The sequence below is a fragment of the Uliginosibacterium gangwonense DSM 18521 genome, assembly GCF_000373965.1.
Taxonomy (GTDB): domain Bacteria; phylum Pseudomonadota; class Gammaproteobacteria; order Burkholderiales; family Rhodocyclaceae; genus Uliginosibacterium; species Uliginosibacterium gangwonense.
Genome location: NZ_KB892834.1, coordinates 492,448 through 515,165, shown reverse-complemented (window position 1 = coordinate 515,165; position 22,718 = coordinate 492,448). Strand labels below are relative to the sequence as shown.

The following is a 22,718-nucleotide window of genomic DNA, read 5'->3' as shown; positions in this document are numbered from 1 at the left end:
AATTGCAGCAGCAAATCATTTCATTGTCGCTTGACGACAGCTCACCCATCGCAATGTTACCGAATACTTACGGGGGGCAGTACGGTAATACCCCCAGGTGTGGCGTGAATCTGTACTTGAGTTTATCTGCCACGTGCTCAAGGCAGGACTCATAGCCCCTCTTCCCGGTCAAGAAGGCTACGAAAAGAAGAGTGTTGAAGAGATTCGAGAACTGCTGAGATACGGTGATGCTGAACGCAGACTCGATGCAGAGTTAGTTTGGTGTGCTATTTATTTTGCCGGAACGGAAAATCTGAGCGAATTGCTCCGTGGTCTGAAACTGGATTGTTGGGAGGCCCTGAATATCGGGCTATCGTTCCCCCTTGGCCAAGCACTTGCAGAATTGAAGGTTGTACGGCCATGAAACACTCAACCCTGAATTTCTACGGCCAAGCCTTCAACAGGGAAATGCATGCGTTATGCCTCCCCCTGCAAGCGGCTTATCTCTACCTGTTGTGGATAAGTTTTTGAAATTCTGGCCCAACTAGTGCGCCAGCACGGCCTCACCCTCGTGCATCAGCAGATTCGGCGCACCCCGGGCAAAGCCCTGTTCGCCAACCAGTACGTCCAGCGCCAGGGTTGCCAGATCGTCGGCCACAGGGTCGACATGGATGTCCTTGAGCTGCGAGTATAGCTTGATGTAGCCGTGGCAGGTATCGCAGGTTTCGGCCTGCACAGCCGGGTGATGACCTTGCAGGCCGAGGTAGTTGACCACGCCGCTGGAGTCGCACAGGGTGCAGCGGGCACGCACGGCATGCCAGCGACTTGAACAGAGTGAACATTCCAGATAACGCACGCCTGCCTTGCCGTCCCCGGCCATCAGGATGCCACCGACCGGCGCGGCACCACAGCAGGGGCAGTGGGCGCTCTGGGGGACATCAGCAGGCGTCTGCTGCAAGGCGTGATGCGTACCGGCCACCTGCAGGGCGGCTGCGGCAAAGAGGTCCACGATGTTCCAGTTGGCAATCGGGGTGATCTCGCAGGCGTATTGATATGCGCTCTGCAGGCTTACCCGCAGTGCCGCATCATCCAGCCCGGCAAGAGCGGGGGATTGATCCAATGTGGCTGCCAGCGGGCGGATGATGCCAAAGGCATCATCGAGCAGGTTTTCGCCATGCGGGGTTGCCTTGCGGGTATCGAGTGCGTGCTGCTGTGTCTGGCACAGTGCGGCCAGCCAAGTCAGCCAGGAGCCGAGACTATGCCCGGTGGCAAGGTGGCGGAAGCGTTCGGCGCGCTGGGCGAACACATCGGCGGCAGGGCACAACAGGCTGGGCGGTTGCAGAGAAGAAGAGGGTACAGAGATCATGGAAGCGTCGCAGGCTGCTGAGGAAACTGAAGGGGGCTGAAAATTACGGCATGCGCAGATTCATGCTGCGCATGCCGCTTTGATGACAAACGATTTCGACTACTTGCCGGTAACCTGCCGATACCATGCGCGGTGATGCTGCTTGGCCCAGGCGCGGGTAACGGTGCCGTACCACATCGCACGCACCGTGCCCTTCACCCAGATGGCGGCATAGACGTGCACCATGATGAGCCCGATCATCACGGCGGCCACGGCGGCATGGGCCACGGCGCCCAAGCGCACCAGGGTAATGTCAAAACCAAAATAGGCGCGCCAGATGAGGATGCCGGAAACCGTCATACCCAGCATGCACAGGCCCAGCACCCAGAACAGCATCTTCTGCCCGCCGTTGTACTTGCCTTGCTCGGGCATGTTGTGGTCATCCCCATTGACCATTTCATGGCTGCGTTTGAGCCATTCCCAGTCGCTGGCGTGCATCACGTTGAGCTTGCGGAAGCGGAAGAAGATGATGAAGAAGGCCACGGCCATCACCACGCCCACAAAGGGGTGCAGAATCCGCGCCCACACCGGCCCGCCAAACAACTGGTTGAGTGGGAAGAAGGCGGGATGGAAGAACGACAACCCGGATAATGCCAGCAGTATAAAGCTGATACCGACAATCCAGTGATTGACGCGCTCGGAGGCGTTATAGCGCTTGAGGTCCTTGGGATCGCGGATCATTGTGCGTCCTCCTTCTCGATTTCGTCTTCAATCTCCTTGGAAACCTCATTGGGTCCCTTGGCAACGTAATGGAACAGGCTACCCAGCGCGATCCCTGCCAAGGCGAGGGTAGCGAGCGGTTTGGTAGCCCCCTTCCACAGGGAGACCAGCGGGCTGATCGTCGGATTCTTAGGCAGATTGTGGTAGAGCTGCGGTTTATCCGCATGGTGCAGCACATACATCACATGGGTGCCACCCACGCCTTCAGGGTCGTAGAGGCCGGCGTTGTCGTAGCCGCGCTTCTTGAGGTCGGCAATCCGGGTGGCGGCCACTTCCTTCATGTCTTCCTTGCTGCCGAACTGGATGGCGCCGGTCGGGCAGGTCTTCACGCAGGCGGGCTCCTGCCCCACGGCAACGCGATCGGAGCACAGCGAGCACTTGTAGGCCTTGCTGTCTTCCTTGGAAATACGCGGCACGTTGAAGGGGCAACCGGTCACGCAGTAGCCGCAGCCGATGCAGTTTTCCTCGTTGAAATCGACGATCCCGTTCTTGTACTGGATGATCGCGCCCGGCGAGGGGCAGCTTTTCAGGCAACCGGGGTCGGCGCAGTGCATGCAGCCATCCTTGCGGATGAGCCATTCGAGCTTGCCATTCTCCTCGGTTTCAGTGAAGCGCATCACCGTCCAGGCCTGGGCGGAAAGATCAATGGGGTTGTCATATACGCCGATGCAGCTACCCACATCTTCGCGCAGATCATTCCATTCCGAGCAGGCCACTTGGCAGGCTTTGCAGCCGATGCAGGTGGTCACGTCAATGAGCTTGGCGACTTCAATCGGTTTGCGCGCCTGCGTGCTGGGCGTGGTGGTGGCGGAACGACGCAGGATGTCCAGAGATTGTAATGGCATAATCAGACCCCCGCGATCTTTTCAATGTTGACAAGGAATGCCTTGTATTCAGGCGTCTGCGTATTGCAGTCACCGACTGAGGGCGAGAGGCGATTGGTCAGATAGCCCTTCTTGGCCACCCCCTCCCAGCCCCAGTGCAGAGGTATGCCGATTTGATGCAGGGTTTTCTTGTTGACCGTCAGTGCTTTGACGCGTTTGGTGACCACCGCGCGGGCTTTGACGAAGCCGCGCTTGGAGCTGACCTTGACCCAGTCGCCCTGGCGGATGCCTTTTTCCTGCGCCAGCACTTCGCCAATTTCCACGAACTGCTCGGGTTGCGCGATGGCGTTAAGCCGCACGGACTTGGTCCAGAACTGGAAGTGTTCGGTGAGCCGATAGGTGGTGCCTACATACGGATATTCCGTATGCGTACCCAAACGGTCCTTGTCGCTCTTGAACAGGCGCACGGCCGGGCTGCTCACCACCTTGGGGTGCAGCGGGTTTGTGCCCAGCGGGGATTCCATCGGTTCATAGTGTTCCGGGAAAGGCCCGTCGACGAGCTTATCCACACTGAAGAGACGCCCGTAGCCTTCCGGGTTCATGATGAATGGGTTCATGCCCGTCTCGGGGGCCGCATCCACCTTGAAGTCCGGCACATCGATCCCGGCCCAGCGCTCGCCATTCCAGGCGATCAGGCGGCGCGATGCATCCCAGGGCTTGCCATTGGCATCACAGGAGGCACGGTTGTAGAGGATGCGCCGGTTCGCGGGCCAGGCCCATGCCCAGCCCGGCGTGTTGCCCAGGCCAACATCGGTGTTGTCCCGGCGGGACATCTGGTTGCCTGCCTGCGTCCAACTGCCGGAGAAAATCCAGCAGGCGCAGGCGGTTGTGCCGTCGTCCTGCAAGGTGGCGAAGCCGGGCAACTGCTCGCCCTTCTTGACCAGCGTCTTGGTCTTGTCGGCGGGATCGGGAATATCGGCGAGCGCGCGGCCATTCGATTCCCGCGCCAGTTCCTCGGGCGTGGGCGCCTTGGGATCACGATAGGCCCAAGAGAGGTTGAGGATCGGGTCGGCCACCTTGCCGCCATCCTTGCGGTACAGATCGCGCAGCGCCACGAACAGCTCACCGATGATTTCCTGGTCGGACTTGGCTTCTCCCGGCGGCTCGGCACCCTTGAAGTGCCATTGCAGCCAGCGGGCGGAATTGACGATGGAGCCGTCTTCTTCGGCAAAGCAGGTGGAGGGCAGGCGGAAGACTTCCGTCTGGATCTTGGCCGTATCCACATCGTTGGATTCGCCCTGATTCTTCCAGAAGGTGGAAGTCTCGGTGGCGATCGGGTCGATGATGACCATGTACTTGAGCTTGGCGAAGGCTTCAGCCACCTTGTTGGCATCTGGGAAGGAGGCCAGCGGGTTGAAGCCCTGCACGATGAAGCCATTCATCTTGCCCTGGTACATCAGCTCGATAATCTGGATCACGTCGTACATCTTGTCCCACTTGGGTAGCCAGTCGTAACCCCAGTCGTTGTCCTTGGTGGCCTTGTCGCCCCAGAACCACTTCATCAGGCTCACAAAGAACTTGGGCGTGTTCGCCCAGTAGTTCATTTGCCCGTCGCGCAATGCCTTCGGCGTGTTGCTGGTCAGATAATCCGCGAGTTTGGCGTGCTGCTTTTCGTTCGGCAGCACCAGATAGCCGGGCAGCGAGGTGGACAGCAGGCCCAGATCGGACAAGCCCTGAATGTTGGAGTGGCCGCGCAGGGCATTCACCCCGCCGCCGGGCATGCCGATATTGCCCAGCAGGAGCTGGATCATCGCCATGGTGCGGATGTTCTGGGTGCCGACGGTGTGCTGCGTCCAGCCCAGCGCGTAGAGGATCGTGCCGACCTTCTCCGGCGTAGCGGTTTCACCGAGCAGCTTGCACACCAGCAGGAAGCCGTCTTGCGGGCTGCCGGTCAGGTCGCTCACCACCTCTGGCGTATAGCGTGCGTAGTGGGCCTTGAGCAGATTCCACACACAGCGCGGGTGGGCGAGCGTGGGGTCGGTCTTGATGATGCCCTTGTCGTCCAGCTCATAGTTCCAGCTGCTGCGGTCGTACTTGCCAGCCTTTTCGTCGTAGCCGGAGAACAAGCCTTCGTTGAAGCTGTAGCCTTCCTTGATGATGGCGGAGGCGTTGGTGAAGGCCTTGACGTAATCCCACTGGATCTTGTCGTTGGCGATCAGCCAGTTGATGATCCCGCCGAGGAACACGATGTCGGACCCGGCACGGATCGGTACGTAATGGTCCGCCACGGCTGCCGTACGGTTGAAACGCGGGTCCACCACCACGAGCTTGGCCCCGCGCTGCTTCTTAGCCTCAATCGCCCAGCGGAAGCCCACCGGGTGCGCCTCGGCCGCGTTGCCGCCCATCACCAGGATGAAGTCGGCGTTTTTGATATCCACCCAGCTATTGGTCATCGCTCCGCGCCCGAAGGTGGAGGCCAGTGCGGACACCGTGGGGCCGTGGCAGACGCGCGCCTGCGCATCGGTGGCCACAATGCCGAGCGAACGGATAAACTTCTGGGTGAGGATGCCGGTTTCGTTGGAGGACGCCGACGCGGTAAGCATCGCCGTACTCAGCCAACGATTGACGGGCACCCCGTCTGCATTCTTTTCCACAACATTGGCGTCGCGGTCAGCCTTCATGTGGCGGGCGATGCGCTCAACGGCTTCATGCCAACTGATGCGCTTCCACTCGCTGCTGCCGGGCTCGCGGACTTCGGGATATTTGAGACGACCGGGGCTGTGGATAAAGTCCAGCAGGCCCGCGCCCTTGGGGCACAAAGCACCCCGGCTGACCGGATGGTCCGGGTCCCCCTCAATGTGGATGATCTCGGCCTTGGCGTTCTTGGCGCCATCGCCCAGGCTGTACATCAGCAGGCCACAGCCCACCGAGCAATAGGTACAAGTGTTGCGGATTTCCTTGGCGCGTTCCAGCTTGTACTGGCGCACCTCCGCGCGTGCCTCGGTAGGCGCGATGCCCATCACGGCAAGGCTGGTGGTGCCCAGACCGGCGGCGGAAATCTTGAAGAACTGGCGACGGCTGACACGCACGTCTCCAGCACTGGGGATTGCCTTTTTGTTCATTCGAATCTCCCACAGGCTCCAGATGCAAGCATGCGGCACCAGGCAATTGAATGCATGGCGCACAAGGGCACATCCAGACTGTTTCTCTCTCTTGGTGATCTTTTCCACCGCCTGCACCGGCTCTGTTTCGCCAGCCCACAGGCAGCAGGACACCCCAAATCGTCACATCACAGACACGTCGAGCACGCCTACCTGCACCGATTTCGAGCTTCGCGCACAGAGTAATCCTTTTGCCCTAAGGCGCCAAGGGGTTTAGCGTCGCCCCCATAACGGTGATTCACGATTTGACCGCAGACCGCCCCCACCACCGACATCCTCTTCATCTTTCGACATACATGGGGAAACCTTGAGCTACCCCATCCGGGCTGTTGGGTGGCTCAGTCCCCAAACGCTAGAGGGAACCGTATACTGCGGTTGATGCTGCTTTCCAAAATCGGCCAAAAATGAAATTTCTCGCCATTGTTGCCATTCTGGTTTCTATGTTAGTTGGTGCCGCTGCAGGCTATTGGGCTGCGTACCATGTCAGCCTTGCATTTGATAGCACTGAGATTGATTTTTATTCCTCATACATAGCGACTCAATTGGAAGAAGGCGCTGATGCAGCGAAAGAGAAAGCCATATTGAGCCATCTGGCATTGATCGAAAAACGCAGTCACCACAAAGACGAGATCTTCAATGGCAGCGTTGCTGCATTCGATGCAGCAAAAGCCTACGCAAACCTGTATGCACTTGCCAAGAAGAGAGGGGCGGATCAGGAAGCGCAAACCTTTCTGGATCACGCAACTTCATATTGCCCTCAATTGGCCTGGAAGGAATGCAACGCAGATAAACTTCTTGAAGTTGCAAAAAGACTTGATAAACAAGGAATTTTCAATCGCAATGAAAATAGATAATGCAACACTCCATTGAGCGTGAGTCAGTAAGTATCCATGAAACGTCTGTTTATCGTAAGACACGGCATCACCGCTAACAATGCGGCCAAGCTGATACAAGGAACAAGGGACATTCCATTAAGTGACTCGGGCCATCGTCAGGCAAGGGCCTTGGGGCAAGCGCTTGCTGAAGAGAAAATTGATCTCATCATATCCAGTCCTCAAGCGCGTGCCTTACAAACCGCTCAGGCCATCGCCCAACATCACCGACTTCCGATTATCACGGATGAAAGATTGCGCGAAAGATCATTTGGCATTTTTGAAGGTGGCCCCGTGCAGGAATATCAGGAAGCGCGCGCAGCAAGCGGACTGCTGCGATGGCATTTCAAACCCGATGGAGGCGAAACCATTCTTGAAGTCTGGGAGCGTTGCTCGAACTTTCTGAGCTGGCTTAAACAATCTGATGCGCAGAATGTTCTGATTGCCGCGCACGAAGCCGTCAATCGATGCCTGGTATTGATGACGCTTGATCGCCCTGTTACGGAGTGGACCACCTTCAAGCAGGAAAACTGCTGCATCAACCAATTCCAGTTTCGGGCAGATGGCACGATTGAGCGCTATGAACTCAACAGGACAGGCCATCTTGAAGCACCGTAACCAATAGCACGGAGGCCTGCTCGCCGTTTCCTTTGACGACCTTTGATGATTATCCACAAAAATTATTCCCTCTTGTGCGCCTGTGCTTGCCTGATGTTCCGCTTTTCTATACAGTGAAGTTGACGCTTTTTGTGGAACTATTCTTCCGCGCCCGTATCAAATCCTGCTCAATGTACCGCTTATTCCACATCCTTCTCGTCGGTCTGCTTGTGTTGGCACTGCCCTTGCAGGGGGTGTCGGCGGCTGTCATGGCCATGAGCATGGAACGAGGTACGGCATCCATGGCTCAGGAGACGGTTGAGCCGGAGCACATGGCGTCTTGCCACGATATGGACATGGCCCAGGCCGATCATGGCATGGCAGCCTCCCACGCACCTGGCGGGCATATCGACCACATGCCTGCCAAACTCAAGGTGTGCGGTACATGCTGCATTGGCGTCATGTTCGGTACATCTGCGGGCGTTCAAGTACCTGCCCCATTGGGCGCCACGGCCTATCTCAGCTTGAACCTCATTGAGCCTTTGGGCTTCATTCCGGATGGTCTGGAAAGACCTCCGCGCAGCAATTCCTGATCGTCACTCACTCGTTTTCGTTGTCCGCCCGTCCACACGCTGTGGCGGGTGGTGTATTGATTCGACCAGGAATTTGCCATGAATACTCGTAGCCTGATTACCGTTTTCGCCTCCGTTTCCATTGCTGCTTTCTCCCAATTTGCCGCCGCCCAGGCCCAACAAAACATGGGCCATGACATGCACAACATGGCGGCTATGTCTGACGCTCCTGCCAACACTGAACTCAGTAGTGGCGAGGTTCGCGCCATTGATCTGAAGGCCCGTAAGATCACCATCAAGCACGGTGAGTTGCGCAATCTGGGCATGGGTGCTATGACGATGGTGTTCGTCATCAAGGACGGGGTCGCCCTGCCGCCCAAGCTCAAGCAAGGCGACGCGATCCACTTTCGCGCAGAGCAGATCGACGGTGTGTTGACCGTCACCTCGATTCAGCGCTGATCTTTTCGGGAGTTTCTTCATGAAGATCCAAGCCCGCCATGTCGGCGGCTGGATCCTCGCAGCCCTGTTGTCCGGTGGCGTATATGCCGCCGGACCGCTGACGCTCGTCGAGGCCCAGCAGATCGCCGAAAACCGCGCTCCGCAACTGACAGCCGCACGCGCCCAGGAAACTGCCGCACGCGAAATGGCCGTCGCCGCGAGGCAGTTACCTGACCCCGTCCTCAAAGTCGGGGTGAATAATGTCCCTGTCAGTGGGGAAGGCGCGTGGAGCCTTGTGCAAGAGGGCATGACCATGCGTTCGGTCGCCTTGATGCAGGAATTCACGCGTGGCGCCAAGCGTGAAGCCCGTAGCGACCGCGCCAGCCAGGAAGCAAGCCTCGCCCGCGTTCAACAGCGCTTAAGCCTTGCGGAAATCCGCCGCGAAACGGCCCTGAGCTGGTTTGAGGTCGCCTACCAGGAGCGCACCCTGGCCTTTATCAAAACCCAGATTGATGAACTGGATCTGCAACGCCAGGCCGGTGAAGCGGCTTTCCGCGCCGGGCGTGGCGAGCAGGCAGATGTCATGGCGGCCCGCTTGGCAGGCGAGCGCATGCGCGATCAACTGGCGCAGATGCAGCGCGATATTGCCATCGCCCGTGCCCGACTGACGCGCTGGGTGGGTGAGGACGCAGCACGTACCCTGGCGGAGCCGCCAGATATCGAGCATCTCTCCTGGCAACCTGCCCAATTACTCGAAGGTATCGACTCTCATCCGGCCCTCTCAATGCGCGCTGCGGGGGTGGCAGTAGCCGAAGCCGATGTACGCGTGGCACGCGAGAACCGCAAGCCCGATGTCAGCGTGGAGCTGATGTATAGCCAGCGCGGCCCCGGTTACCCGAACATGGTATCGCTGAATTTTTCCATGCCCCTGCCATGGGATCGTCCACAGCGGCAAGACCGTGAGTTGGCCGCGCAGTTGGCCAAGCTCGATCAGGCCAAAGCAGAGCAGGAGGATATGCTGCGCAGTTATCAGGCCGAATTGCGTGCCAGTCTTGCCGCATGGCAGGCTGATCTGGCCAGATTGCAGCGCTATGACGCCGAGCTGATTCCGCTGTCGCGCCAACAGATTGATGCGGCCATGGCGGGCTACAAAGCCGCTACGGGTGGCCTGCAGCGTGTGCTGGAGGCGCGCCGCATGGCTGTTGATACCCAGATGGAGCGCCAGCGCGTCGCGCTCGATACCGCCCGCGCCTGGGCCAGCCTGAATTACGTGAATCCCCGCGAAGAAGACAACCCGCTCGCCTCGCCCACCCAAGGAGTGCAACCATGAAACGAAACATGATTTTGGCCGGGGCCGTTGCGGTGGTGCTCGCCTCTGCCCTGAGCGCGACCGTGGCGTACCGCTTTGGCATGAGCCACGCCGCCACAGGCGCAACATCCGGCGCTGCTGTGGCGAATGGCGCAGGTAAGGTCGACCCTGCGACTGGCCGCAAGGTGCTGTATTGGCACGACCCGATGGTGCCGGGGCAGAAATTCGATAAACCGGGCAAATCCCCCTTCATGGATATGCCCCTAGTGCCGGTCTATGCGGATGATACTGCCGATGCCGGTGGCATCAGCGTGAGCGGGCGCCAAGTACAGAACCTGGGGCTGCGTACGGTAGCGGTCGAGCAGGGCAGCTTGCAGCCAAAGCTGGAAGTCAGTGGCAGCGTGACCTGGAACGAACGTGGCCTCACCGTTGTGCAGGCCCGCAACACCGGCTATGTGGAAAAACTCTATGTGCGGGCGACGCTGGACCACGTCACGCGCGGCCAGCCCCTGGCCGACATCTATGTGCCAGACTGGGTGGCCGCACAGGAAGAATATCTGGCCTTGCGCCATATGCAGGGCGAAAACCTTGCAGTGTTGATCGACGCCGCACGCGCAAGGATGAGGCAGGCTGGGATGCCAGAGGCATTGATCAACCAAGTTGAACGCAGTGGCAAGGTCTTGGCGCGCACCACGATTACCGCGCCCAATTCCGGCAGTGTGCTTGAGCTGGCAGCGCGGGAGGGCATGACCGTTGCAGCAGGCACCACACTGTTCCGCATCAACAGTCTGGATAGCGTATGGGTCAATGCCGAAGTACCAGAGGCCCAGGCGATGTGGGTGAAGCCCGGCACGGCCGTGGATGCACATGCCGCGGGCTTCCCCGATCAGGTTTTCCATGGCCGGATACAGACCTTGTTGCCCGAGGTAGACGCCACCACGCGCACGCTGAAGGCACGCATCGAACTGGCCAACCCAGGTAGCCGACTTGCCCCTGGCATGTTTGTGCGTCTGGCCCTGGGTGTGGACAACCGTTCCGCCCTGTTGGTGCCCAGCGAAGCAGTAATCCGCACCGGCGAGCGCAGCGTGGTGATGGTGGCCGATGGCGAGGGCAAATATCACCCCAGCGAAGTGCAAACCGGGCAGGAAGCCGATGGGCGCATTGAGATCATCAAGGGCTTGCAGGCCGGGCAGAAGCTTGTCGTCTCCGGCCAGTTCCTGCTGGATTCCGAGGCCAATCTGCGTGCCGTGGGCACCCGTACCACGCCAGCGGCCAGTGCGCCAAAGGAGTATGCGGTGGTAGCCGTTTTCGAGTTGCTCGATGGCGACTTGGCCATGCTCTCCCACCCGCCGATTCCCGAACTCAAATGGGGCGCCATGACAATGGGCTTTACCGTACCCAAGGATGGTTGGCCCAAGGACATCAAACCGGGGCAGAAGGTGCATGTCGCCTTCCAGGTACCTGCGGGCGGGCAGCCGGTGCTGACACACGTGATGCCGATTGACGCACAGGGAGCGCACAAATGATCGCCCGCCTGATTCGCTGGTCAATCACCAACCGTTTTCTGGTGCTGCTGGCCACATTGATGCTGTCTGCATGGGGTGTGGTATCGGTGTTGCGCACGCCGGTGGATGCCTTGCCGGACCTGTCGGACGTGCAGGTCATCATCCGCACGAGCTTCCCCGGCCAAGCGCCGCAGATTGTGGAAAACCAGGTGACTTATCCACTGACCACCACAATGCTGTCGGTGCCCGGAGCCAAAACGGTACGGGGTTTCTCGTTCTTTGGTGATTCGTTCGTCTACGTGCTGTTTGAAGATGGCACCGATCTGTATTGGGCACGCTCGCGGGTGCTGGAATACCTGAATCAGGTGCAATCCCGCCTGCCTGCCAGTGCCAAACCGGCGCTCGGTCCAGATGCCACCGGCGTAGGCTGGATTTACAGCTACGCGCTGGTGGATCGCAGTGGCAAGCACGATCTGGCGCAGCTACGCGGCCTGCAGGACTGGTTCCTGAAGTACGAACTGAAAACCGTGCCGGATGTGGCGGAAGTCGCCTCCGTCGGCGGCATGGTGCGCCAATATCAGGTAGTGCTCAATCCGGATCGCCTGCGCGCCTACGGCCTGAGCCATGCCATGGTCATTGATGCACTCAACAAGGCAAATCAGGAAACCGGCGGCTCGGTGCTGGAAATGGGGGAGGCCGAATACATGGTGCGGGCCAGTGGCTATCTGAAAACGCTGGATGACTTCCGCAAGGTGCCACTCCTCAGCACCAATGCGGGCGTATCCGTGCGCCTGGGCGATGTGGCAACGATCCAGCTTGGCCCCGAGATGCGCCGGGGGATTGCCGATCTGGATGGTGAAGGCGAAGTAGCGGGAGGCGTGATTGTACTGCGCTCCGGGCGCAATGCGCTGGAGGCGATCCACGCCGTCAAGGCCAAACTTGCCAGCCTGCAATCGAGCCTGCCAGAAGGCGTGGAAATTGTGCCAACCTATGACCGCAGCAAACTGATTGAGCGCGCTGTGGATAACCTCAAGCATAAGCTGCTCGAAGAATTCGTGGTGGTGGCGTTGGTGTGCTTCCTCTTCCTGTTCCATCTGCGCTCTTCGCTGGTCGCCATTGTCTCACTGCCGCTGGGCGTGCTGATGGCCTTTATCGTGATGCATTATCAGGGCGTCAATGCAAACATCATGTCGCTGGGTGGCATTGCGATTGCGATTGGTGCCATGGTGGATGCGGCCGTGGTGATGATCGAAAACGCCCACAAGCATCTGGAGCAATGGCGTCATGCGCATCCGGGCGAATCCCCGCAGGGGGCTACGCACTGGCAGATCATTGCGGATGCGGCAGCAGAGGTGGGGCCTGCGCTGTTCTTCTCGCTGCTGGTGATTACCTTGTCATTCATCCCGGTATTCACGCTGGAAGCACAGGAAGGGCGGATGTTTTCGCCGCTGGCATTCACCAAGACCTATGCCATGGCAGCCGCAGCAGCTTTGGCGGTGACTTTGATCCCCGTGCTGATGGGCTATCTGATTCGCGGCAAGATACCGGATGAAACGCGCAACCCACTCAATCGCTTTTTGATTGCCTGCTACAAACCCTTGTTGGAGCGGGTATTGCGTTACCCCAAAACGGTGCTGGGCGCAGCCCTTGTTTTGTTGATCGCCAGCCTGTGGCCACTGCAACACATCGGTGGAGAATTCATGCCGCCGCTGGATGAAGGCGATCTGCTGTATATGCCAAGCGCCTTGCCAGGGCTGTCGGCGGGCAAGGCTGCGGAGTTGTTGCAGCAGACCGACCGCCTGATCAAAACGGTGCCGGAAGTCGCCCGTGTCTTTGGCAAAGCCGGGCGGGCGGAATCGGCCACCGACCCGGCCCCGCTGGAGATGTTCGAGACCACGATCCAGTTCAAGCCCAAGGAAGAATGGCGACCGGGTATGACAACGGAGAAGCTGATCGAAGAGCTGGACCGCATCGTCAAGGTGCCGGGGTTGGCAAACATCTGGGTGCCACCGATCCGCAACCGCCTGGACATGCTGGCCACCGGCATCAAGAGCCCGGTGGGCGTCAAGGTGGGGGGGACCGATCTGGCGCAGATCGAGCGCCTGACCACGCAGATTGAGCAAGTGGTCAAGCAGGTGCCGGGGGTGAGTTCCGCACTGGCCGAACGCCTGACTGGCGGGCGCTATGTGGATGTGCAGATCGACCGCGACGCGGCAGCCCGCTTTGGCATGAATATCGCGGACGTGCAGTCGGTGGTCAGCTCCGCCATTGGGGGCGAAAACATCGGCGAAACCATCGAAGGCTTGGCGCGTTACCCGATCAATGTGCGTTACCCGCGTGAAATCCGCGATTCGGTGCAGGCGCTGCGCGATCTGCCCATCGTCGGCCCGCGCGGGGCGTGGCTGCGGCTGGGGGACGTGGCCCAGGTTCGCGTCAGCGACGGCCCGCCCATGCTCAAGAGCGAGAACGCGCGTTTGTCCGGCTGGGTGTATGTGGATATCCGGGGGCGCGATCTGGCCAGCACGGTAAAGGATATGCAGCAAGCTGTGTCGGCCCAGGTGAAAATGCCTTCGGGATACTCGATTGCGTGGTCCGGGCAGTTTGAATATCTGGAGCGCGCCACCGCCAAGATGAAGATCGTGGTGCCTTTCACATTGCTGATCATCTTCGTGCTGCTCTATCTGACCTTCCGCCGGATCGATGAGGCGCTACTGATCATGGCGACCTTGCCGTTCGCGCTGGTGGGCGGCATCTGGTTGCTCTGGCTGCTGGGTTACAACCTGTCTGTGGCAGGTGCGGTGGGCTTCATCGCCCTGGCAGGCGTGTCAGCCGAATTCGGGGTGATCATGCTGCTCTACCTCAAGCATGCCTGGGAGGCACGGCTGGCGGCAGGACACACCGATCAAACTGCACTGAGCGAAGCCATTCGGGAAGGGGCGGTATTGCGCGTGCGCCCCAAGGCCATGACGGTGGCGGTGATCCTCGCAGGCTTGCTACCGATCATGTGGGGTGGCGGCACCGGCTCTGAGGTCATGCAGCGGATCGCCGCCCCCATGGTGGGCGGAATGATCACCGCGCCACTGCTCTCCATGTTCTTGATCCCGGCGGTCTACCTGCTGATACGGCGCAAAAACAAGTAAAGCGCCAAGTAGGGTGTGGATAAGTCATTCTCGGCACGAGAAGATTTTATCCACACCCCTGTGCACATTCTGTGGACAAAACACTGGATTCATGACGTAAGAATGCAGATACAGGCTGGCATTATCCTGCCAACCTGTACCCTACACCGGTTTCAGTCAGCAGGAATTCCGGCTGCGCAGGATTGCGTTCCAGCTTTTCGCGGAGTTGCTTCATGTAGATGCGCAGGTAGTGGCTACGTTCTGCGTAGCCCGGCCCCCAGGCTTCCGTTAGCAACTGGCGGTGGGTCATGACGCGACCATGACTGCGGATCAGTGCGGCCAACAGGCGGAATTCGATGGGCGTCAGGTGAACCTCTTCCCCGGCCCGGGTAATGCGACGCTCAATCATGTTGACCTCAATCTGGCCGAAGCAGAAGACCGGCTGGGCTTCGTGACCAATCAAGGCGCTGCGGCGTAGTTGGGCGCGCACACGCGCCAGGAGTTCGGGCACGCCAAAAGGTTTGACCAGATAGTCGTCAGCCCCCGCATCCAGTGCCCGGACTTTTTCATCTTCGTTGGTGCGTGCAGACAGCACAATGATGGGCACCTGCGACCAAGTCCGCAGCCCCCGGATGACGTCCTGCCCATCCCGATCAGGTAATCCAAGATCCAGAATGAGCAAGGCGGGCTGGCGTGTGCCTGCCTCAATCTCGCCACGCGCTGCGGTATCGGCTTCAAAGACTTCGCATGCCTCGGCCTCCAGCGCGCTGCGCACGAAGCGGCGGATGACGGGGTCATCCTCAATGATCAGTACCCGCAGACTCGGGGCATTCATAGCTACTCCAGTTCGTCAGTATCCGGCATTTTGCCAAGCGGCAGTGTGAACGAAAAGACGGCCCCGCCCTCGGCGCGATTGCGCGCACAAATGCTGCCGCCATGTGCTGCCACAATGGCACGGCAGATCGCCAACCCCAAGCCAACGCCGGGCTGGGCGCTTTCGCTGCTGCCTCGCTCGAACTTGGAGAATAATCGCTCTTCGGAACCCGGCACCAGCCCAGGTCCGTCATCCTCGACATTGACAGTCAGCAGCGCCTCTTCCGCATGCGCCAGGATGTGGATTGTGCTGTTTGCAGGCGTGTATTTGACGGCATTGTCGAGCAGATTGACCAAAACACGCTCGATCAGAATCGGATCAAAACGGCACAAGGGCAGCCCTGGATCGCACTGCACGATCAAATGATGTGTTTGTAGTGGCAGTGCCATTTGGCGACTTGCTGTTTCTATAACCTCTTCAATGGCACACCAATCCTGCCGAAGTTTGACGTGCCCAGTCTGCAAACGAGCCATATCGAGCAGATTGGTGACCAGTGCAACCAGACGATGCGCCGTGTCGCGCATCGCCTGCAGCATTTCGTTTTCTTCTGGCGAGTGCTGGCCTGTGGCTGCCAGTGTATCGGCAATACCGACAAGACCGGTGAGCGGCGTGCGCAGATCGTGTGAGACGGCGGATAGCAGGGAGTTGCGCAGGCGCTCAGACTCCATGGTCACCAGCGCATCCTGGGCCACTTCGACGTAGTGCACGCGTTCAAGGGCTTGTGCCACCTGCACACAACAGGCTTCGATTTGCCGCAGCGTTTCAGGTTCATCGAGATTGATGCCTTTTTCTGGCTGCAAGCCGAGTACTCCGCGCACCCGCAGTGATGCCTTCAATGGCAGGTAACGGGAACGTGCCGCCGTCAGTGTGGCGGTGCCAAGCCCTGCTGCTTGCTGATGTATGTAGACCCATGCGGCCACGGCTGTGTCGGCAAAATCAAAGGCATTGCTGTGGGCGGGATGCAGGCGCTCCTGCGCATCGGGGAGAAGGATCGAGACCTTTGCATCCAAGATGCCCGGCAAGCGTTGCGTGGCAAGATCAATAATCTGCTCAGTCGACAAGGCTGCCGACAGCGCGCGCGAGAATTCGGCCTGTTGCAGTGAGCGATGCTCACGGGTGGCTGCCGTAACCGCCTCGAACTTGAGTCGGGCGGCAAGCTGGCCGATCACCAGCGCCACAACCAACATCATCGCAAAGGTGAAGAAATACTGTGTGTCATTAACGGTGAAGGTCAGGCGCGGCGGGACGAAGAAAAAATCAAACGCGGCCACTGATAGACATGCCGCCAGCGCGCCAGGGCCACGCCCAAAGCGCAGCGCGATGCCAACGACAGCAAGCAGGAAGACCATGACGACATTGGCAAGATCGAAAAAAGACAGCAATACCCCGGCCAACGCGGTTGTCATGGCGCAGATGGCGACAGTCCAGATATAACCCCGCCAGGAGCGGGGCAGCCGACGGCTTGAATCCGGCACGGATGGGGAAGCCTCTTCCTTGCATTCCAGCCCGACCACGACCAGCTCCAGCTCGTGTTCCAGGCTGACCAGCCGATCCAGCAACGAGGGATGCAGCAAGCGCTGCCATGCATTGCGACGCGCCCGCCCTAAGGCAATTTTGCTTGCATTGCGATTTTGCGCAAAACGCACGATTGCGGTTGCCGCGTCATTGGCGCTGAGCGTGCAGACTTCTGCGCCCAACGATTCGGCGAGTTTCAGCGCACGGCGTCGTCGACCGCGTCGGGTTTCAGATTCACCTGCCATTTCAGGGGTTTCAACGCTGAGTGCGATCCATTCCGCCTGCAGATTGGCGGCCATGCGGGCGGCATTGCGCACCAAGGTTTCGCCGCCAATGCCTGAGCCGATGCATACGATCAAACGCTCCCGTGTCTCCCAAACGCGTTCAATCGCCCGTTCGCTGCGCCAGGCGCGCATCTGCGCATCAACCCGGTCAGCCGTCCGGCGCAGGGCCAACTCGCGCAGGGCGATGAGGTTGCCCGTGCGAAAAAAATTGTCCGCAGCGCGTTCGGCCGCTTCCGCCAGATAAACTTTGCCCGCCTTCAGACGGGCCTGCAGTTCCTCGGGCGGCAAGTCGATGAGTGCGACTTCATCGGCGCACTTGAAAACCAGATCTGGAACGGTTTCGTTGACGCGAATACCCGTGATGCTGCCGACGACATCGTTGAGACTTTCCAGGTGCTGGACGTTGAGCGCCGACCATACGTTGATCCCGGCGGCCAGCAATTCCTCAACGTCCTGCCAACGCTTGCGATGGCGGCTCCCCTCAACATTGCTGTGAGCCAGTTCGTCCACCACAATCAGCGCTGGTTTGCGCGCCAGCGCGGCGTCGAGATCGAACTCGGTGAGCATATGACCACGGTAGCTCAGCTCACGACGCGGCAGTTGGGCGAGACCTTCCAGCAGAGCAGCCGTTTCCTTGCGGCCATGCGTTTCGACAAGACCGATCAAAACTTCCTCGCCTTCCAGAGCACGCTGGCGGGCTGCCGAAAGCATGGCATAGGTTTTACCGACACCTGCACAAGCGCCGAAGAAAATCTTCAGCTTGCCACGTGTCGCCAGCTGTTCATCTCGTGCGATGGAGGCCAGAAGGCGATCAGGGTCAGGGCGTTGTTCAGTCACGGCTTGGCATCCAGATCAAGATTGACCCGTAGAACGTTGACGCGCGCCTCGCCAAAGAGGCCAAGATCGCTCGCCTGGGTGTTGGCTGCAATGATAGCCTTTACGCGTTCCGGTGCAATGCTGCGTGCATGGGCAATACGTTCAACCTGCCAGAGCGCCGCTTCGGGCGAAACATGCGGATCAAGCCCCGACGCGGAGGCCGTAACCAGGTCTTGCGGGATGGTGCCAGATTGTCCGGGTTGCGCGATGCGCAAGGCTTCGATGCGGGCTTTGACCGCGTCGCTCAGTGCGGGGTTGGTCGGCCCGAGGTTGGAGCCACCGGAGGACAGCGCATTATATGGCATCGGCCCGGTCGCCGAGGGGCGCCCCCACAGGTACTTCGGCTCGCTGAAGAACTGGCCGATCAGCGCTGAGCCAACAACCTGATCGCCGCGCCTGATCAGGCTACCATTGGCCTGGGCCGGGAATATGATCTGAGCGATAGCCGTTATGGTCAACGGGTAGAGCACGCCCGTCAGCAGACTCAGCAGCGCGAACAGGCATAATGCCGGGCGCAAAGTATCGACACAGGTGTGCCAGACCGATTCTGTAGGCATATTTTGATTCAGGGTGTTCATCAGGCAACTCCCATAGCATGCAATGTAAGATCAATCAGTTTGATGCATGGGAAAGGCAATACCACACCGCCCAAACCATAGATCAACAGGTTCCGCCTCAGCAACACGGCTGCGCCAAGTGGGCGATAGCGCACCCCACGTAGGGCTAGCGGGATCAGCGCCACAATGATGAGGGCATTGAATATCACGGCGGAGAGAATGGCCGAAGTCGGGCTGGAGAGCTGCATCACGTCCAGCCGCGCAAGCTGTGGATAAGTGCCGACGAAAACAGCGGGCAGAATCGCAAAGTATTTGGCAACGTCATTGGCCACGGAAAAGGTCGTCAGGGCGCCGCGTGTCATCAGCATCTGCTTGCCGGTCTCGACGATCTCGATCAGCTTGGTCGGGTTGGAATCGAGGTCGACCATGTTGCCAGCCTCTTTCGCCGCCTGGGTGCCCGAATTCATCGCCACCGCCACATCGGCCTGGGCCAGTGCGGGGGCGTCGTTGGTGCCATCTCCTGTCATGGCAACCAGGTGTCCCTCGGCCTGGTAATCACGGATCAGTTTCAGCTTGTCCTCTGGACGCGCCTCGGCAAGATAGTCATCCACACCTGCCTCGGCGGCAATGGCGGCGGCGGTGAGCTTGTTGTCCCCCGTGATCATCACGGTCTTGATGCCCATCCGGCGCAGTGCAGCAAAACGTTCAGCAATGCCGCCTTTGACAATGTCCTTGAGTTCTATCACCCCCAGCACGCGTTTGCCATCAGCCACCACCAGCGGCGTGCTGCCACGCTTGGCGACCGCCTCTACATTGCGCAGTACGTCGGAAGGGAAGGCTGCGCCCTGATCCTGAACCCAGCCCCGCACGGCCTCCGCAGCCCCCTTGCGAATGTGGCGCTGGCCGTGTTGCTGGGCATCGCCTTTCGTGATGTCGACACCGCTCATACGCGTTTGCGCCGTGAAGGGCACGAAGCTCGCGTCATGCAGCTCACGACCACGCAGATTGAATTTATCCTTGGCCAGCACGACGATGCTGCGTCCTTCGGGCGTCTCGTCGGACAATGAGGCAAGCTGGGCTGCATCAGCCAGTTCGCGTTCGCTAACGCCCTGAGCGGGGATGAATGCGCTGGCCTGACGATTACCCAATGTGATTGTGCCCGTCTTGTCGAGCAGCAGCACGTCCACGTCCCCGGCCGCTTCGACTGCGCGCCCCGAGGTGGCAATGACGTTGGCCTGCATCATGCGGCTCATGCCAGCCACGCCAATGGCAGACAGCAGACCGGCGATCGTCGTCGGGATCAGGCACACCAGCAGGGCAACCAGTGCGGTCACGCTGATCGGCAAGCCTTGCCCGGCGCTGCTTACGCTGTAGAGCGAGAAAGGCAGGAGGCTGGCACAGGCAAACAGGAAGATCATGGTCATCGCCACGAGCAGGATGGTCAGGGCGATCTCGTTGGGCGTTTTGCCGCGCTTGGCGCCTTCGACCATTGCAATCATGCGGTCAAGGAAGGCATCGCCCGGATTCGCGGTAATGCGAACCACCAGCCAGTCTGAGAGTACGCGTGTGCCGCCCGTCACCGAACAGAAGTCACCGCCCGCCTCACGGATCACAGGCGCAGATTCACCGGTAATTGCCGACTCATCTACAGAGGCGACCCCTTCGATCACTTCTCCATCACCCGGAATCGTCTCGCCGGTTGAAACGATCACCACATCCCCCATGCGCAATTCGTTCGATTCACGCAGTTGCCACTGGGCACCGTAATGGGGTTCCCGCAGCAGCTTGGCCCATGTCGTCCGGCGCAACCCGCGTAGCGCCTCGGCCTGAGCCCGGCCACGGCCTTCGGCAATGGCTTCGGCAAAGTTGGCAAACAGGATCGTAAACCACAGCCAGATCGTAATCGCCCAGACAAAACCAGCCGAAGCATCCCCACGACCGGAACTGGCCTGCACGGCAAGTATGGTGGTGAGAACACTACCGATCCATACCACGAACATCACCGGGTTGCGCCATTGGGCGCGAGGTGAGAGCTTACGCAGGGATTCGAGCAGGGCAGGCTTCACCAGCTTCGGGTCGAACAGCGGAAGCGCTTGAGATTTGCTCATGACAAGCTTCCTTTCAATGGAAAAGTTGCAGATGCTCGACAATCGGGCCGAGCGCAAGAGCAGGCAGATAGGTGAGCGCACCAACGAGCAGCACCACACCGATCAACAGCACCACGAACAACGGGCCATGCGTGGGAAGCGTTCCCGGCGTCTCGGCCAAACGGGGCTTGGCCGCAAGCTGCCCCGCAATCGCCAGCACCGGGATGATCACGGTGAAGCGCCCGAACCACATCGCAAGTCCCAAGGCAAGGTTGTAGAACGGCGTGTTGGCCGACAGCCCCGCAAAAGCCGAACCGTTGTTGTTGGTGGCCGATGAAAATGCGTACAGGATTTCCGAGAAACCGTGCGCCGCCGGGTTGGCAAGGCTCGCCAATGCATCTGGCATCATCACTGCAACGGCAGTACCGCCCAGGATCAATAAAGGGGTGGCAAGAATAGCGATTGACACCATTTTCATTTCGAAAGACTCGATCTTCTTGCCCAGATATTCCGGGGTACGCCCGATCATTAGACCCGCGATGAAAACTGCTTCGATGGCAAAAATCAGCATGCCATAGAGCCCTGCGCCCACGCCACCAAACACCACTTCGCCGAGCTGGATCTGCAGCATCGGCACCAGCCCCCCGAGCGGCATGAAGCTGTCATGCATGGCATTGACCGCACCACAGGATGCCGCTGTCGTAATCACCGCAAAGATGGCAGATTGCAGGCTGCCAAAACGCAACTCCTTACCCTCAAGATTGCCGCCCGCACCATCCATGCCCAAGGCTGTCAGCATCGGGTTGGCATGGCCTTCAGCCCAAATCGTAAGCGCCAGCAGTGCCAGGAAAATCAGACTCATCGCAGCCAGGATAGTCACGCCCTGACGGATATTGCCCACCATGTGCCCCAACGTGAAACACAAGGCCGCCGGGATCAGAAAGATCGCCAGCATCTGAACATAATTGCTCAGCGGCGTCGGATTCTCGAAAGGATGCGCAGAATTCGCGTTGAAAAAACCACCACCATTCGTACCGACCATCTTGATAGCTTCCTGAGAAGCAACAGGCCCCATCGGGATACTCTGCGTCTTCGCCATCAAGGTCTCGTTGATGACCTGCCCACCCGCATCCTTGAGCGGTTGACCATCGGTACCCAGCTTGGGTTGCGAATACTCGAAGGGCTGTATGAGACTCACCTCCTGCGGGCCGGAAAAGTTCTGCACCACGCCTTGGGCAACCAGGAACACCGCCACGACCACAGACAGCGGCAGTAGCACCCCCACCGTGCCACGCACCAGATCCACCCATGCATTGCCAATCCCTTGCGCACTGCGCCGGACAAAACCGCGAATCAAGGCAATCGCCACAGCCAGCCCCGTGGCAGCGGAAAGAAAATTCTGCACCGCCAAGGCCAGCATCTGGGTCAGGTGGCTCATCGCCGCCTCACCGCTATAGCCTTGCCAATTGGTATTGGTAACAAAGCTGATTGCGGTATTGAAGGCCGAACCTGGCTCAATGGCAGCCATGCCCGCCGGATTAAGCGGCAACCAGGCCTGCATGCGCTGTATGGCATATACCACGAGCACACCGATGGCATTGAACACCAGCAAAGCCAGCGCATAGCGCCACCAACTCATCTCCTCTTCAGGCTGAATACCACACAGACGGTATGCATGCCCGGCAAGCCGCCCCAAACGCGGCCAGCGCGTAGCCCAACGCCCTTCAAACAGATCAGCCAAATAGCGCCCCAACGGCCAAGCCAGCACCAGCAGTACAAACAAGTACAACAAAACCTGCACGATAGAGGAGTGGTTCATGACATCTCCTCGGCGCGGAACAGCGCAATCAGCAAGTAGATGAACAGCAGCAGGGCAACCCCCCCCGCCAGCCAATAGAGGATGTTCATTTGTGCACCCCCAGTCTGCGACACGCAGCGACCAGCAACACAACACTGGCAAACACAGCGAGCAGGACAGCGATGATCAAGAGTTCGTTCACGGAAGACCTCCGACAACAAAGAGC

At 59.4% G+C, this 22,718-nt stretch carries 18 protein-coding genes; 8 read left to right on the top strand and 10 right to left on the bottom strand.

Annotation, left to right across the window (positions count from 1 at the left end; translation table 11 throughout):
• The first annotated feature begins 97 nt into the window (after positions 1-97).
• Entirely contained in the window at positions 98-403 is a 306-nt protein-coding gene (locus tag B145_RS0102375; protein ID WP_157288232.1) for a hypothetical protein, read from the top strand.
• Positions 404-523: 120 nt separating this feature from the next.
• Here the strand turns inward: B145_RS0102375 and B145_RS24130 are convergent, their stop codons facing one another.
• The 4 genes from B145_RS24130 to fdnG all read right to left on the bottom strand — a co-directional run bounded on the left by B145_RS24130 (position 524) and on the right by fdnG (position 6,017).
• A complete protein-coding gene (locus tag B145_RS24130) occupies positions 524-1,345 on the bottom strand; it encodes a formate dehydrogenase accessory protein FdhE (RefSeq protein WP_018604910.1) in 822 nt (273 codons plus the stop codon).
• Between the two features lie 99 nt (positions 1,346-1,444).
• A complete protein-coding gene (locus B145_RS0102365) occupies positions 1,445-2,065 on the bottom strand; it encodes a formate dehydrogenase subunit gamma (RefSeq protein ID WP_018604909.1) in 621 nt (206 codons plus the stop codon).
• A complete protein-coding gene (gene fdxH / locus B145_RS0102360) occupies positions 2,062-2,949 on the bottom strand; it encodes a formate dehydrogenase subunit beta (protein WP_018604908.1) in 888 nt (295 codons plus the stop codon). The genes B145_RS0102365 and fdxH overlap by 4 nt, the downstream gene beginning before the upstream one ends.
• 2 nt (positions 2,950-2,951) lie before the next feature.
• A complete protein-coding gene (gene fdnG, locus B145_RS0102355; protein WP_083917585.1) occupies positions 2,952-6,017 on the bottom strand; it encodes a formate dehydrogenase-N subunit alpha in 3,066 nt (1,021 codons plus the stop codon).
• A gap of 476 nt (positions 6,018-6,493) precedes the next feature.
• On the opposite strand from fdnG, the gene B145_RS0102350 reads away from it, so the two are divergent.
• From B145_RS0102350 to B145_RS24120, 7 genes are all read left to right on the top strand, one after another.
• A complete protein-coding gene (locus B145_RS0102350) occupies positions 6,494-6,943 on the top strand; it encodes a hypothetical protein (protein WP_018604906.1) in 450 nt (149 codons plus the stop codon).
• A 36-nt stretch (positions 6,944-6,979) separates the two neighbouring features.
• A complete protein-coding gene (locus tag B145_RS24125; RefSeq protein ID WP_083917573.1) occupies positions 6,980-7,579 on the top strand; it encodes a histidine phosphatase family protein in 600 nt (199 codons plus the stop codon).
• Positions 7,580-7,692: 113 nt separating this feature from the next.
• Positions 7,693-8,151 carry a hypothetical protein gene (locus B145_RS0102340; protein ID WP_157288231.1) on the top strand — a complete coding sequence of 153 codons (459 nt, stop codon included), beginning with the start codon at positions 7,693-7,695 and terminating at the stop codon, positions 8,149-8,151.
• A 78-nt stretch (positions 8,152-8,229) separates the two neighbouring features.
• On the top strand, positions 8,230-8,589 hold the full coding sequence (locus tag B145_RS0102335) for a copper-binding protein (RefSeq protein WP_018604903.1): 360 nt from the start codon (positions 8,230-8,232) through the stop codon (positions 8,587-8,589).
• 19 nt (positions 8,590-8,608) lie between these two features.
• Positions 8,609-9,898, top strand: coding sequence for a TolC family protein (locus B145_RS0102330; protein WP_018604902.1), 1,290 nt, complete (start codon positions 8,609-8,611; stop codon positions 9,896-9,898).
• Positions 9,895-11,403 (top strand): efflux RND transporter periplasmic adaptor subunit, encoded by a 1,509-nt coding sequence (locus tag B145_RS0102325; RefSeq protein WP_018604901.1) that lies wholly within the window; start codon positions 9,895-9,897, stop codon positions 11,401-11,403. The genes B145_RS0102330 and B145_RS0102325 overlap by 4 nt, the downstream gene beginning before the upstream one ends.
• Positions 11,400-14,522: an efflux RND transporter permease subunit gene (locus tag B145_RS24120; protein WP_018604900.1), complete on the top strand. Its 3,123-nt coding sequence runs from the start codon at positions 11,400-11,402 to the stop codon at positions 14,520-14,522. Before B145_RS0102325 ends, B145_RS24120 begins: the two co-directional genes overlap by 4 nt.
• 121 nt (positions 14,523-14,643) lie before the next feature.
• On the opposite strand, the gene B145_RS0102315 is transcribed toward B145_RS24120, so the two are convergent.
• From B145_RS0102315 to B145_RS27995, 6 genes are read right to left on the bottom strand one after another with little or no spacing between them, the layout of a single operon-like run.
• Positions 14,644-15,336 carry a response regulator gene (locus B145_RS0102315; protein WP_018604899.1) on the bottom strand — a complete coding sequence of 231 codons (693 nt, stop codon included), beginning with the start codon at positions 15,334-15,336 and terminating at the stop codon, positions 14,644-14,646.
• Between the two features lie 2 nt (positions 15,337-15,338).
• Positions 15,339-18,011, bottom strand: a complete 2,673-nt coding sequence (locus tag B145_RS0102310) for a sensor histidine kinase (protein ID WP_018604898.1) — start codon at positions 18,009-18,011, stop codon at positions 15,339-15,341.
• Entirely contained in the window at positions 18,008-18,628 is a 621-nt protein-coding gene (kdpC, locus tag B145_RS0102305; protein ID WP_018604897.1) for a potassium-transporting ATPase subunit KdpC, read from the bottom strand. The genes B145_RS0102310 and kdpC overlap by 4 nt, the downstream gene beginning before the upstream one ends.
• On the bottom strand, positions 18,628-20,715 hold the full coding sequence (kdpB, locus tag B145_RS0102300; RefSeq protein WP_018604896.1) for a potassium-transporting ATPase subunit KdpB: 2,088 nt from the start codon (positions 20,713-20,715) through the stop codon (positions 18,628-18,630). The genes kdpC and kdpB overlap by 1 nt, the downstream gene beginning before the upstream one ends.
• 13 nt (positions 20,716-20,728) lie before the next feature.
• Positions 20,729-22,513 (bottom strand): potassium-transporting ATPase subunit KdpA, encoded by a 1,785-nt coding sequence (kdpA, locus tag B145_RS0102295; RefSeq protein ID WP_018604895.1) that lies wholly within the window; start codon positions 22,511-22,513, stop codon positions 20,729-20,731.
• Entirely contained in the window at positions 22,510-22,602 is a 93-nt protein-coding gene (locus B145_RS27995; protein ID WP_018604894.1) for a potassium-transporting ATPase subunit F, read from the bottom strand. The genes kdpA and B145_RS27995 overlap by 4 nt, the downstream gene beginning before the upstream one ends.
• Positions 22,603-22,718 lie beyond the last annotated feature (116 nt).